11 protein-coding genes and 2 pseudogenes are annotated in these 12,250 nt (G+C 71.0%); 6 read left to right on the top strand and 7 right to left on the bottom strand.

Going from position 1 to position 12,250, the window contains the following annotated elements:
* The first annotated feature begins 481 nt into the window (after positions 1 to 481).
* Entirely contained in the window at positions 482 to 1,081 is a 600-nt protein-coding gene (locus tag D455_RS0128465) for an FMN reductase (RefSeq protein ID WP_017574051.1), read from the top strand.
* A gap of 58 nt (positions 1,082 to 1,139) precedes the next feature.
* Here D455_RS0128465 and pdxA read toward each other — a convergent pair whose 3' ends face one another.
* From pdxA to D455_RS0128445, 4 genes and pseudogenes are all read right to left on the bottom strand, one after another.
* Entirely contained in the window at positions 1,140 to 2,162 is a 1,023-nt protein-coding gene (pdxA, locus tag D455_RS0128460; RefSeq protein ID WP_017574050.1) for a 4-hydroxythreonine-4-phosphate dehydrogenase PdxA, read from the bottom strand.
* Entirely contained in the window at positions 2,159 to 3,484 is a 1,326-nt protein-coding gene (locus D455_RS0128455) for a four-carbon acid sugar kinase family protein (protein ID WP_026123070.1), read from the bottom strand. The genes pdxA and D455_RS0128455 overlap by 4 nt, the downstream gene beginning before the upstream one ends.
* 36 nt (positions 3,485 to 3,520) lie before the next feature.
* Positions 3,521 to 4,837 (bottom strand): annotated as a pseudogene (locus D455_RS31980) (GntP family permease); the annotation flags it as partial.
* Positions 4,838 to 4,856: 19 nt separating this feature from the next.
* Complete coding sequence (locus D455_RS0128445; protein WP_026123069.1) at positions 4,857 to 5,630, bottom strand: DeoR/GlpR family DNA-binding transcription regulator; 774 nt, start codon at positions 5,628 to 5,630, stop codon at positions 4,857 to 4,859.
* Between the two features lie 207 nt (positions 5,631 to 5,837).
* Here D455_RS0128445 and D455_RS0128440 point away from each other — a divergent pair, with 207 nt between their 5' ends.
* Positions 5,838 to 6,836 (top strand): dihydroxyacetone kinase subunit DhaK, encoded by a 999-nt coding sequence (locus D455_RS0128440; RefSeq protein WP_017574047.1) that lies wholly within the window; start codon positions 5,838 to 5,840, stop codon positions 6,834 to 6,836.
* A 25-nt stretch (positions 6,837 to 6,861) separates the two neighbouring features.
* Complete coding sequence (dhaL, locus tag D455_RS0128435) at positions 6,862 to 7,500, top strand: dihydroxyacetone kinase subunit DhaL (protein WP_017574046.1); 639 nt, start codon at positions 6,862 to 6,864, stop codon at positions 7,498 to 7,500.
* A gap of 68 nt (positions 7,501 to 7,568) precedes the next feature.
* Here dhaL and D455_RS0128430 read toward each other — a convergent pair whose 3' ends face one another.
* Both D455_RS0128430 and D455_RS0128420 read right to left on the bottom strand, forming a co-directional pair.
* Positions 7,569 to 7,892: a putative quinol monooxygenase gene (locus D455_RS0128430; protein WP_017574045.1), complete on the bottom strand. Its 324-nt coding sequence runs from the start codon at positions 7,890 to 7,892 to the stop codon at positions 7,569 to 7,571.
* Positions 7,893 to 8,443: 551 nt separating this feature from the next.
* On the bottom strand, positions 8,444 to 9,058 hold the full coding sequence (locus D455_RS0128420) for a TetR/AcrR family transcriptional regulator (protein ID WP_017574043.1): 615 nt from the start codon (positions 9,056 to 9,058) through the stop codon (positions 8,444 to 8,446).
* Positions 9,059 to 9,192: 134 nt separating this feature from the next.
* On the opposite strand from D455_RS0128420, the gene D455_RS34360 reads away from it, so the two are divergent.
* From D455_RS34360 to D455_RS33375, 3 genes are all read left to right on the top strand, one after another.
* Positions 9,193 to 9,723: a hypothetical protein gene (locus tag D455_RS34360; RefSeq protein WP_017574042.1), complete on the top strand. Its 531-nt coding sequence runs from the start codon at positions 9,193 to 9,195 to the stop codon at positions 9,721 to 9,723.
* Complete coding sequence (locus D455_RS0128410; RefSeq protein WP_017574041.1) at positions 9,720 to 10,880, top strand: acyltransferase family protein; 1,161 nt, start codon at positions 9,720 to 9,722, stop codon at positions 10,878 to 10,880. The genes D455_RS34360 and D455_RS0128410 overlap by 4 nt, the downstream gene beginning before the upstream one ends.
* A 150-nt stretch (positions 10,881 to 11,030) precedes the next feature.
* Positions 11,031 to 11,240 (top strand): hypothetical protein, encoded by a 210-nt coding sequence (locus tag D455_RS33375; RefSeq protein WP_275040918.1) that lies wholly within the window; start codon positions 11,031 to 11,033, stop codon positions 11,238 to 11,240.
* Positions 11,241 to 11,359: 119 nt separating this feature from the next.
* Here the strand turns inward: D455_RS33375 and D455_RS33370 are convergent.
* Positions 11,360 to 12,165, bottom strand: a pseudogene (locus D455_RS33370) (IS5 family transposase).
* Positions 12,166 to 12,250 lie beyond the last annotated feature (85 nt).

The raw sequence follows: 12,250 nt of genomic DNA, 5'->3' as shown, positions 1-12,250 counted from the left end.
CACGGGGGGGTGTGCTCATCTCTTCTTTCCTCGTGGTGGGGGGTGATGCCAGAGGGACGAGAGTGTCGGGACGCACGAGGTCTCCGACGGATGCGTGGAATCCGGGTGGTACGGGGGATGTGGTGGTGCGCGGGGCACGCCGGCCTCCGTGGAGGGTGGGGGATCACCGCTGGTGGGAGCGCTCCCAGCTCTGAGGCCCAGGCCGGGGCGCGGGTCTGTCGTCGGGGGATGGACTGGAGATCGTTGGGCACTCACACCCGCCGCATGTGATCCAGCTCATGCGGGAGCGCTCCCATGAGCGTAGCCATCCTTAACTCGCGTGTAAACACCTCGCAAAGAAAGCGATCCTGCGCCGTGGAGCGCACCAGCGCCTTCACCGACCCGACGCCACCCGCGACGGAATACCCCCGCCCCTCCCACTGTTCACCGTGTTAGTTTCGTCTTACAACTACTTCTCAAGAAGCTTTTTCCAGGAGGACAGATGGCGACCCGCACACTGGTGACCGTCTCGGCCGGGCTGAGCACCCCCTCCTCGACCCGCCTGCTCGCCGACCGGCTGACCTCCGCCGCGGCCGAGTCGCTGCGCGAGCGCGGTGAGGAGGTGCGCACCCGCACCGTGGAACTGCGCGAGGTGGCGCACGACGTCGTCAACGCGATGACCACCCGCGTGCCCACCGGTGAACTGCGCGCGGTGCTGGACGACATCGCCCGGGCCGACGGGATCATCGCGGTCACCCCGGTGTTCAACGCCTCCTACAGCGGCCTGTTCAAGTCCTTCTTCGACGTGGTCGACCCCGAGGACCTGGACGGCATGCCGNCCCCCCCCCGCCACTCGCTGGTGCTGGAGCACGCCCTGCGGCCGATGTTCGCCCACACCCGCTCGGTGGTCGCTCCCACCGGCGTGTACGCGGCCTCGGAGGACTGGGGCGCGGGCGAGGGCGGCGGCCGGGAACTCTCCGAGCGGATCGACCGCGCCGGGCGCCAGCTCGCCGCGCTGGCCGCCGAGCGCTCCTCCCGGGGTGACGACCCCTACGAGGAGCCGACCCCGTTCGCCGACCTGATGTCGGGCCTGGGCGCCTGACCGTCCCGTCGTCCGTCCGCACCCCGCGCGCGGACGGACGGCGGCGCTCCTCCCCCGGTCAGCTCCCGTACTCGGCCCGGATGCGGTCGGCGAAGCGGGCGAAGTCGGCCCCGTGCAGGAAGGCCGACCGCATGGTGCCGTGATCGGCCACCCCCCGGCCCGCGATGTCGAAGGCCGTACCGTGGTCCACCGACGTGCGCAGGATCGGCAGCCCCACCGTCACCGAGATCGTCCCGTCGAAGTCGAAGGTCTTGGCGGCGATGTGCCCCTGGTCGTGGTACTGGGAGAGCACACCGTCGTAGTGGCCGGTCAGCAGCCGGTGGAAGACCGAGTCCGCCGGGACCGGCCCGACCACGTCCGCGCCCGAGGCGCGCATCCGCTCCACGGCCGGGGCCAGGTGGCGGATCTCCTCGTCACCGAAGGCGCCGTTCTCGCCGCCGTGCGGGTTGATCGCCGCCACCGCCAGCGTCGGCTCGTCGTGGCCGAACACGCGCAGCGCGGTGAGCGCCTCGGTGATCGCGCCCACCTGCTGCTCCTCGTTGGTCCGGTCCAGGGCGTCGCGCAGCGAGACGTGGCGGGTGGCGAAGAAGATCTTCTTGCCGCGCACCACGAACATGGTGTTCTGTCGGGTGACACCGGTCAGCTCGCCGAGCATCTCGGTGTGGCCCAGGTGGCGGCTGCCCGCGGCCCAGATCGCCTCCTTGTTGATGGGACCGGTGACGATCCCGTCCACACGCCGTTCCAGGGCCGCGCGTGTGGCGACCTCGATCGCACGGACCGCGGCGGCCCCCGCACGCGCGTCGACCCTCCCCCACTCCAGTTCGGTGTCGCCGAGCTCGCCGATGTCGAGGCAGTCGATCGTCCGCTCCTCCTCTGGGGGCAGGTCCCAGGAGGACACGGCGCGCACCCGGGCGTCCAGCCCCAGGACGCCGACCGCGCGGCGCAGCACGGCGGGGTCGGCCACGACCACCCCGCGGGCCGGAGCGGTGGCGCCGACCTCGGCGAGGGTGCGCACGGTGATCTCCGGGCCGATACCGACGGGGTCGCCGACGGTGATGGCCAGGGTCGGGCGTTCAGTCATGTTCCTCTTCCTTGGCTCGGGAGCCGCGCGGGCACACCGCGCAGCCTGTCGTGGACCGTGTCGCGCAGCCGCGCGAGGCAGCGGACGATGGTGTCGTCGTCCCCCACCAGTCCGCCCTTGGTGATGATCGGGGTCGCGTCCAGCGGGCCGCCGTCGAGTCGGCCGTACACGGCCAGCGGCACGAGTTCGCCGCCCACGTCCAGGGCGCTCACCCCCAGCTCGGCGAGCAGGGCCGAGGTGACGTCGCCGCCGCTGGAGAACAGGGCGCTGGGCGCGGCCCGGCCGACGGCCCCGGCGACCAGCGCCGCGAGCCTTCCCGGCATGGCCCGGCGCGCCGGGGCCGGGAGGCGCACGACGTCCTCGGCCGAGGCGCAGGTGCGCACGACGACGGCCGCGGGGAAGGACGCCTCCCCCAGGCGGCGGGCGAGGAGCCCCGCCGCCTGGGCCGGGTACCCGGGGTCGCCCGTGAGGCGCCGGGCGTCGATGTCGACGAACTCCACGGAGCCGCCCGCGTCGTCCGCGGCGACGGCGTCGAGCTGGCGCCGGGTCAGTTCCGTGGCGCTGCCCACCACGGCCAGGACCGGCCCCGGGGCGGGCGTGGTGCCGCGCAGGCCCAGCTCTCGGGCCAGCAGCGCCCCGAAGGGGCCCGGGTCGGCGGCGACCCAGACGGTTCCGTCCCGGCGGCTCGCCTCGACCGCCGCGCGGGCGATGTCGGCCAGGTGCTCCTCGGTGACGGCGTCGCACAGCACGACCGGTTCGTCCCCGCCGAGCAGTGCGTCGACGAGGTCGGACCGGGTGACCCGGCCCAGCGACAGGTGCCGCACGGCCAGGTCGCTCTGCTGGGCGACGATGTCGGCCACCACGCTGGTGCGCACGGGGTTGAGGGGGTCCAGGGCCAGCTGGGTGCGCTCCAGGGGGACCCCGTCGAGCAGCTGGACTCCGTCGACGGTGATCCGCCCGGAGGCCGGGTGGGCGGGGGCGAACAACACCCGTGTGCGGGAGCCGTGCGGCGACCGGTCGCGCACCGCCTGCCAGGCGGCCTCCAGTTCGGCGCCGACGTTGCCGCGCAGCGTGGTGTCGGTGCGTTTGACCACCAGCTCCACCGGCCAGAGCCGTTCCACGGTGGACCGGACGAGGTCGGCGGCCTTTGGTGCGTCCAGGTGGCGGCTGTCCAGGTTGGCCACGACCGCGTCGTAGGCCGGTGCCGCCCGCCGGGCGTGCCCGGCGTCGACCGAGGCCACGCGCATACCGGACCGCGCGAAGCGCGCACCGGTGGCGTTGGCTCCGGTGAGGTCGTCGGACAGGACGAGGATCTGGGCCACGGTCACCTCCCCTGTCCCAGCACCAGCNGGCCCCCCCAGCCACAGGATCGTGGTCATCGCGCTCCACATCTTCACGGCCGCGCCGCCGGAGAGCCCGGTGAACCGCGTGACCACCCAGAAGTAGGAGTCGCTGACGTAGGAGAAGACGAACGACCCCGCGCAGGCGGAGGCCACGGCGAGCGCCGGGTTGGTCCCCGACGCCTCCACGATGGGCGCGCTGAGCGTGGCCGCCGTGATGATGGCGACCGTGCCCGACCCCTGGGCCAGGCGGACGAACGTGGCGATGACGAAGGGGAGCAGGAACATCGGCACGGGCCAGCCCGCGACGGCGTCGGCGAGCGCGTCACCCACCCCGGAGGCACGCAGGACCTCGCCGAAGGCCCCGCCCGCTCCAGTGATGAACACGATCATCCCGGCCGAGGCCGCGGCGGCGGTCAGCCAGGAGACGACCTCCCCGCGCCGCGTGCCCCGGGGCGGCAGCGTGTAGACCGCGATCACCAGCCCGATGAGCAGGGCGATGGCGGGCGTGCCGAGGAAGGAGAAGACGTCGGCGACCAGGCTGCCCTCGGCCAGGGCGCCGGTGAGGGTGTTGCCCACGATGAGCAGCAGGGGCAGCAGCAGCGGGATCGCGGCGGCCGTCGCGCTCACCCCCGGGTCCGGGGGTTCCTTCGACAGGTCGCGCCCGGAGTCCACGGCGTCCTCCGCCGCCTGTTCGGGGACCAGGCCCGACTCCACGCTCGCCTCCAGCCGGGGGCCCATGTAGCGCGCGTAGACCACCACGACGGGGATGAGCAGGAGGGACATGGCCCCGCCCAGGAGGACGGTCGTGCCCAGATCGGCGCCGAGCAGGCCGACGGCGGCGAGCGGTCCGGGCGTGGGCGGGACCAGGTGGTGGGTGATGGAGAGCCCTCCCGCCAGGGCCAGGCTCATCACCACCAGCGGCTTGCCGTAGCGCCGGGCCAGGGAGCGCGCGAGCGGGTGCAGGATGACGAACCCGGAGTCGCAGAAGACGGGGACGGACACGACCGCGCCGGTGGCGGTCATCGCCGCGTCCTCGCGCCCCCGACCGGCCATCCGGACGAAGGCCTTGGCCAGGGCGTCGGCCCCGCCGCTGCGTTCGAGGATGGTCCCGATCATCACGCCCAGGGCGATGACGATGCCGATCCCGGCGAGGGTGTTACCGAAGCCGGTGGTGATGTGCTCCACCAGTTCGGGTGCGGGGACGCTCGCGACCAGGCCGGTGACCATGGCCCCGGCGAGCAGACCGACGAAGGCGTCCAACCGCGACCACAGGATGAGGACGATGACGGTGGCCACGCCCAGGAGCAGCGCGGCGAGCAGCTGTACTTCCATCATGGTGCCTTTCGGGGAGTCATTCCGGTCGCGGGTCCGCGTGAACCGGAACGATGTGGGGGGTACACGAGGGGTCGGCGTCCAGGGCCTCGCGTCCGCGGGCGCCGAGTCCGTCGTCGGTGATGAGGTCGTACGGACCGGGGACGACCGCCCAGTAGGGGTGGTCGGCGGCGCCGACCTTGGTGGAGTCGGCGACGACGCACACCCGGCGGGCGCTGCGCATCTGGAGCTCCTTGGCGGCGGCGATCTCGGGGCTGGGACAGTTCACGCCGCGACCGGGCAGGACGCCGTCGGCGCCGACGAAGGCGATGTGCGGGGTGATGCGGTCCAGGACGCCGTGCGCGTAGTCGCCGACGATGGAGCCGCGCCGCCGCCGTACGCGCCCGCCGACCACGATGAGCTCGATGCCCTCGGCGTCGTGCAGGGCCGCCATGGGGCCCAGCCCGGAGGTGACCACGGTCGGACCCGAGCGGCGGGCCAGGCGCTCGGCCACGAAGGTGGTGGTGCTTCCGGCGTCCAGCAGGACGACGTGGTCGTCCTCGACGAGTGCGGCGGCGTGGTCGGCGATGCGCCGTTTGGCGGGGGCGTCGCGCAGGCTCTTCTGGGTCCAGGACAGTTCGGCGCCCGCGGACGCGGGGACCGCGCCACCGTGGGTGCGGACCACCTTTCCGGCCCTCTCCAGCTCGCTCAGCCCGCGCCGCACGGTGGAGGGACTGATGCCCAGTTCCCGCGCGAGGTCCTCCACCCGCTGGACGCCGTCGGTGACGGCGTCCAGCAGACTCTGGTGGCGCATCATCACTCCTGCTCGTTTCGCGCATGTGAACACCGCCATAATGCGCGTTTCACGCAGGGATACGCAAGGTTTTCCGGGATCATGCTCATAGCGCGCATATGGCACGGTGAGGTGAGTGATGCGCAGGGAGGGAAACGTTTGGATGGTGCGGCGCGTGGCTAGGTATGAGGCGCCCGAGAACACCACCGCGGACCACGGAGTGTGCCCTTGAGACGCCAGTTCACCAACGCACCGGGCGACGTCGTGTCCGAGGCGCTGGAGGGGTTCGCCGCGGCCTGGCCGCGCCACGTGCGCCTCCATGACGACCCCGCCTACGTCACGCGCGCCGATCCGGCCCGCGACAAGGTCGCGGTCGTCTCCGGCGGCGGTTCGGGGCACGAGCCCCTGCACGTGGGCTTCGTGGGTACCGGCATGCTCGACGCCGCCGTGCCCGGGGCCGTCTTCGCCTCGCCCACGGCCGTGCAGATCCGGGCCGCGTCCCGGGCCGTCGACACCGGCCGCGGCGTCCTGCACGTGGTCAAGAACTACACCGGCGACGTGCTCAACTTCCGCATCGCAGGGGAACTCCTGGCCGACGAGGGCGTGGACAGCGAGTTCGTCCTGGTCGAGGACGACCTGGCCACCGACACCGGCGACGGCGAGGGCCCCGGACGCAGGGGGACGGCGGCGGTCGTGGCGGTCGAGAAGGTCTGCGGCGCCGCGGCCGAGCGCGGCGCGGACCTGGCGGAGCTGGCCGCTCTCGGACGCAGGGTCGCGGCCCAGAGCCGCACCCTGTCCGTGGCGCTGGCCGCGGGCGCACACCCGGGGCAGTCGCAGCCGTCGTTCGAGCTGCCCGGGGACGAGGTCGAGTTCGGCGTGGGCATCCATGGCGAACGGGCCCGGGAGCGGCGCGCGTTCGGACCCACCAGCGAGCTCGTCCCCCAGATGGTGTCACCCCTGGTCGAGGCGCTGGGGCTCGGGCGCGGCGAGCGGGTGATCGCCATCGTCAACGGTCTGGGGGCCACCCACGACCTGGAGCTGTACGGGGTGTTCCGCGAGGTGGAACGCGTCCTCGGCCGCGCCGGGATCGACATCGCCCGCACGCTCGTGGGCTCCTACGTCACCTCCCTGGACATGGCGGGTTGCTCGGTCACCCTCGTCCGCGCCGACGACGAGGTGTTGGAGCTGTGGGACGCCCCGGCCGCCACTCCCGCACTCACGTGGTAGACCCGTCCATCCAAGGAGCACCGGCATGGCAGAGCAGCTCAGTCCCTCGCACGTCCAGCGGTGGGTCGACGGCTTCGTCGACACGGTCGTGGAGAAGTCCGACTACCTCACCGACCTGGACCGCCGCAGCGGCGACGGAGACTTCGGGACCAACATGGTCACCGCGCTGCGCCGTTCGCGCGAGGCCATGGCCGGTGCCGAGGCGACCGCGGCCGGGACCCTCTTCCAGATCATGAGCGAGACCTTCCTGACCCACAGCGGCGGCACCAGCGGGCCGCTGTTCGGCATGTGGTTCCGCGACTTCGGGAAGGTGGGCGCCGACGCCGGGGGCTTCACCCTGGCGATGTTGGACGAGGCCACCAGGAAGGGGTGGACGACCGTGACCCGGCTGGGGTCGGCCAGTGTCGGGGACCGGACCATGGTCGACGCGATCGCCCCGGCGTCGGATGCCCTGACCGCGGCGGTCGGCGCAGGTTCGGGGTTGGAGGAGGGGCTGCGGGCGGCGGCGTCGGCCGCGCGCGAGGGCGCCGAGGAGACCAGCGAGCTGGTCGGCCGCCGGGGGCGCACCAGCTACGTGGGCGCGTCCGCCCTGGGCATCCCGGACCCCGGCGCGGTGACCATCGCCCTGTTCTACCGGGCGGCTCAGGAGGCCGTCGGCGCCTGATCCCGGAGGGACACACCGGGCCCCGCGCGGGGCCGCGCGCACCACCGTGTCGGCCCCGGACGTGGGACCTACTCGTCGATGGTGAGTTCGCCCATCCGGTCCCAGCCCTCGCCCTCGACGACCCGGCTGACGATGAGCGGGGTCTCGGTGAGCAGCGGCTTCATGGCGGCCAGCCCGTCACGGAAGTGGTCGCTGTCGACGTGCGCCTCGGCGGCGCCGTCCTTGAACGCCTCGACGAGCACGAACTCGTTCTCGCGCTCGACGCTGCGGGACCACTCGAACCACAGGTTGCCCGGCTCGGCGCGGGTGGCCGCGGTGAAGTCGGCGACCGCGTCCAGGAAGTCGCTCCCGACCTCGGGCCTGACCCGGAACTTGACGACGATGAGGATCATCGCCCCTCCTCGCTGTTGGTGCTGTGGGCACGATGTGCCGTGCCCCGCCCCCACTCTCGCAGAGACGGCGACCGCGCGGATCCGGTCCACCCGGGCCACCGGATCAGTGCGACCGACCTCACGAACGGTGGTGGCCCCGAGTCGGGCGGAACACACCCGACCACCACGACACGCGGGTACGAAACCCCGCGAACGGTGAGCGACCGCCCGGACTACGCGCGTGCCGCGGCGAACTGGGCACTCGAACCCGCCCCGGGCCGCGCGTACTCGCCCTCGGCGCCGGCACGGGCAAGCTGACCGCCACACTGGTCGCGCTGGGGATCAACGTCATCGCGGTTGAGCCCGACCCGGCCATGCTGACCGAGCTGCGCCACGCGCTGCCGGCCGTCCGCGCCCTCGTCGAGCCCCTCAAGGAACGACTCACCCTCGCCCCGGGCGACACAAACCCGATGGCCTTGTTCAGCTGAACGTCATGGGCGCGTTCGGCCCTCTTCCCCTGGTGCGGTGGCTCTACGGAGCCCAGGACGACCGGTTGCCGAGGACGGTCGTGCTCAGGACAGGTCCGGGGCGGGGGCCAGAACGAGGTCGATCGACTCGGCCAGCAGGTCACGAGCCTCTTCGCCGCTGATGGTTCCGGTGAGGATCAGCGACGACAGCCCGTCGGCCGTGGCCAGCAGCGTGATCGCTGCGCGCCGGGCCGCGTCGAATGCGGAGCTGCTGCTCCCGTCCGGGGAATCCTCATGCCCCGGCCGCCCCTGGGCGGCATCGATCATGACCAATTGCTGGGCCAGGAAGTCGACCAGACCAACACGGCCCTTGCGGAGCTCCTCACTGAGCTCGGGGTCGGTGAGGGCGTACTGCTCGACGACGTAGGCGACGCGCAGCATGGAGCGCTGCTGCTCCGTGATCGGGAGGAGCGCGCTCAGCGTCGCCGCCACGACCTCACGCGAAGAGGACGCAGATCCGTCCTCGAGTGCCTGACGCACACCCTCGGCCACCATCTCCTGCACCCGACGGAACGTGATGGTGGCCAGCCCTTTGCTGTTTTGAAGATAGTGCTGGACGCGCCCGGGAGAGACGCCTGCCTCCGCCGCGACATTGCGGAAGGTCAGCGCCACCAGTCCATCCCGTTCGAGCACACGGACGGCGGCGTCGGCGAGCTGCATGACCCGCCTGTCGTGCTGTGCACCTGGTCCTCGCGTCATCGGTGTCCCCTTCCGGCCGCTCAAGTATTGCGATACGGTAGCATCGGACTTTGCGATACAACCGTATTGATCTGCTGGGGTGAAGAGAGAGGACCATGAACTTCTGGCACGGATTCACGAGTACCGCAGTAGAGGTCGACCATGCAGGCCATCGGTACCGCGTGGGGTTGCGATTGTTCACGCTGGGGAAGAACATCACGCTGTCGCGGGACGGTGAGGTCGTCGAGCGCGCCTCCTCCCCGGCCCGATTCGTCCTGGAGGACGGCGCGAAGCTCGAGATCGAGACCTCGGAGCACGGGTTCCGCCGCGCCGTGCTGCGTACGCCGGCGACGACAACGCGCCTTCAGCCCGCCGACGGCACCTGGGAAGCGGCGAGGCACCGATGGGCACGAGAGCATCCGATGGCGAACGGTGTGATCGTCGTGGCGGCGACGATCATCCTGGCGGCCGCTCTGCTGACCGCGGTCCTGTCGCTCTTACAACTCCTCACCTCGATCGACGCGGTGAGCGACATGCTCGGCGGGTGGTCGTTCACGATGCCGGTCACGACGTCGCCGGTACTGCTGGTGGCCTTCGGCGTGGCCGTCGGGATGGCCGCACTCGACACGGCGCTGAGGATGCGATGACCGCCGTCGGCTCCGCCCCGTCCGCCCCTCGCCCTCGACTGCCGTGGATCGACACCGTCCGTGTCGCGCTGACCGTCCTGGTGCTCGCCCACCACGCCGCGATCACCTACAGTCACATTCCGATCTGGTACTACCACGAGGCGCCGCAAGATCCGTCGGCCTTCGTCCTGGATCTGCTGATAGTGACCAACCAGAGCTACTTCATGGGGCTGTTCTTTCTGGTCTCGGGCTACTTCGTCCCCGGCTCCCTGGACCGCAAGGGCCCTCGCGTCTTCGCTCGCGACCGTCTGATCCGGCTCGGGCTGCCGCTGCTGGCCTTCGTACTCATCGTGCGCCCTCTCGCCGGCCTGCACGCCTGGTTCGACGACCCTCGCGGACTCTCCTATCCGATGTACTACCTGGTCACGATCGATGCCGGCCCAGCCTGGTTCCTTGAGGTGCTGCTGATTCTCTCCTTGGCGTACGCCGGACTCGCAGCAGCGTCGACTGGGCGCCGACGCGCTTGGAAGGACGCGGGGTCAGGTATCGACACCCCTGCGAGCTCGACCGCCATAGGCACCGACTCGCTTCGTCGCAGGGACGCCGCTGGCGTGATGGTCGGTCTCATGGGGGTGATGGCGCCCGCGATGGTGCTGTGGCGCCAGGTCGTTCCCGACGGGACCTTCTGGCCGGTCGTCGGGCTGCCGACGCCGTCGTTCCTGCCCCAGTACGTGCTGATGTTCGCCGTCGGAGTGCTCGCGGCACGTCGTCGCTGGCTGGAGCGGATGCCAGACAGTGTGGCCGTCCTCGGAGCGGCGGCCTCGGTACTGGCGATCGCCCTGCTCGGCCCGCACATCCTGTCGCCAGCGCCCGCTGCGGCGAACATCGCCTCCGGGATCGCGATGTCCGTCCTCGGGGTCGGGCTGAGTGCGGTGGTCCTGGTCGTGATCAGACGCCTCTCGCCCGGAAGCGGCCCTGTCCGACGGTTCCTCTCCGCCAACGCCTTCGCCGTGTACGTCATCCACCCGGCGGTGCTGGTCGGCCTCGCGCTAGCGCTCCAGGGCCTCGTGGCCCCGGCGGTCGTGAAGTTCACGGTGCTGGTGCCCCTGGGCGTCCTGTGCTGCTGGGGGCTCGCCGCGCTGCTGCGCCGGATCTCGCTGGTAGCGCGAATCATGTAGAGCTCGGCACGTCGTCCCGGCCCCCGACGTGTCCCGGCGGAGCCGCCGCGGGGCGATGAGGCGCCCGCGGCGCCCTCCGCCCGAGCGCAACTTTTCATCACCGGCGATGCGTTGACCGATTGAGACCACCCCCGTCCCGGCGCGGCCGGTCTGGCTGAGCACGCACCCTACGACCGCATCCAGTTCACCGTCGGCGCCGGTGACGTCCCAGTGAAGCTCCTGGACCAGCTCGCCCTCGGCGGACGCCTGGTTCTGCCGTTGCGGATCCGCGGCAGCATCAGCCGAAGCTCCGCCTTCGAACGTCTTTCTATTCCCTCGAGCCAAAGTCCCTTGTCGAAATATGAACCTCTCGAAATTTAAAGTTTCTGGACTGGGGGATATGTTTTAAAGAATAGTCAAAAAGCAGGGGTGGTTTTGGTAGATTGATCGACGACAACCCACCATGCACGGGCTGTCAGCGGAACAGCTGAGAGCTCATCTCAAAAGTCATCGGCGTGCTTGGCCAGGTGCTTGTAGCAGATGAGGATGCAGGCAATTCCCAGCATGACCAGGAAGGTGGAGGCCTTGCGCTCCCAACGCACGTTCAACCTCCGGTAGGAGCCCAGCCAGGCGATCGAGCGCTCGACCTTGTACCGGTGCCGCCCCAGGCGTTGGGAGGACTCGATGCCAGGACGGGCCAAGCGCACCCCGATCCCACGTTCGCGCAGCCAGCGGCGCTGATCCCGCAAGTGGTAGGCCTTGTCGCCGTGGAGCTTGACCGGACGCCGTCGCCGGGGGCCTCGCCGCGACCGCACCGCCGGGGTGCCCCGGACCAGGGGCTTGAGTGCCTCGATGTCGTTGACGTTGGCCGCGGAGACCGCGCAGGTCAGCAGCAATCCCTGATGGTCGCACAGCAGGTGGGGCTTGGAGCCGGGTTCGCCCCTATCGGTGGGGTTTGGCCCCGTGCTCTCCCCCTCTCTTGGCGCGGATCGACTGGGAGTCGACGGTGGCGCGGGACCAGTCCAGCAGGGCGCGTCTGCCCGGCTCCTCCAAGATCATGCGGTGGATCGTGGGCCACAGGCCCGTCTCGGTCCAGGTCTGAAACCAGCGGTGCGCGGTGGCACGGGTGACGCCGAACAGGCCACCAGCCCTCTCCCAGGAACACCCTGGGGCCTGGACGAACAGCACCGTGGTCAACACGGCTCGTCGACCCACACGGACCCACACGGGGACGGCCGGTCTTCGGCGCGGGAGGCAGCAGCGACTCGACGATCTCCCAGAGCCCCTCGGGCGACACATCACTCACAGGTTGTGATCATGCCAGGCGCAGGGACACCTCGCAGAGCTTTTGAGATGAGCTCTACTGACCTTTTCGTTAGTTGTGTGGGGTT

This window comes from Nocardiopsis halotolerans DSM 44410, assembly GCF_000341065.1.
In the GTDB taxonomy this organism is placed as follows: domain Bacteria; phylum Actinomycetota; class Actinomycetes; order Streptosporangiales; family Streptosporangiaceae; genus Nocardiopsis; species Nocardiopsis halotolerans.
Note: the sequence above shows the minus strand (reverse complement) of the source record. Positions and strands in the feature narration are given on the sequence as shown.

Excerpts from the sequence above, each read along its gene's own strand:
- pdxA (WP_017574050.1), bottom strand. The coding sequence starts at position 2,162 with ATGACTGAACGCCCGACCCTGGCCATCACCGTCGGCGACCCCGTCGGT.
- D455_RS0128445 (WP_026123069.1), bottom strand. The coding sequence starts at position 5,630 with ATGCGCCACCAGAGTCTGCTGGACGCCGTCACCGACGGCGTCCAGCGG.
- dhaL (WP_017574046.1), top strand. The coding sequence starts at position 6,862 with ATGGCAGAGCAGCTCAGTCCCTCGCACGTCCAGCGGTGGGTCGACGGC.
- D455_RS0128430 (WP_017574045.1), bottom strand. The coding sequence starts at position 7,892 with ATGATCCTCATCGTCGTCAAGTTCCGGGTCAGGCCCGAGGTCGGGAGC.
- D455_RS0128420 (WP_017574043.1), bottom strand. The coding sequence starts at position 9,058 with ATGCAGCTCGCCGACGCCGCCGTCCGTGTGCTCGAACGGGATGGACTG.
- D455_RS34360 (WP_017574042.1), top strand. The coding sequence starts at position 9,193 with ATGAACTTCTGGCACGGATTCACGAGTACCGCAGTAGAGGTCGACCAT.
- D455_RS0128410 (WP_017574041.1), top strand. The coding sequence starts at position 9,720 with ATGACCGCCGTCGGCTCCGCCCCGTCCGCCCCTCGCCCTCGACTGCCG.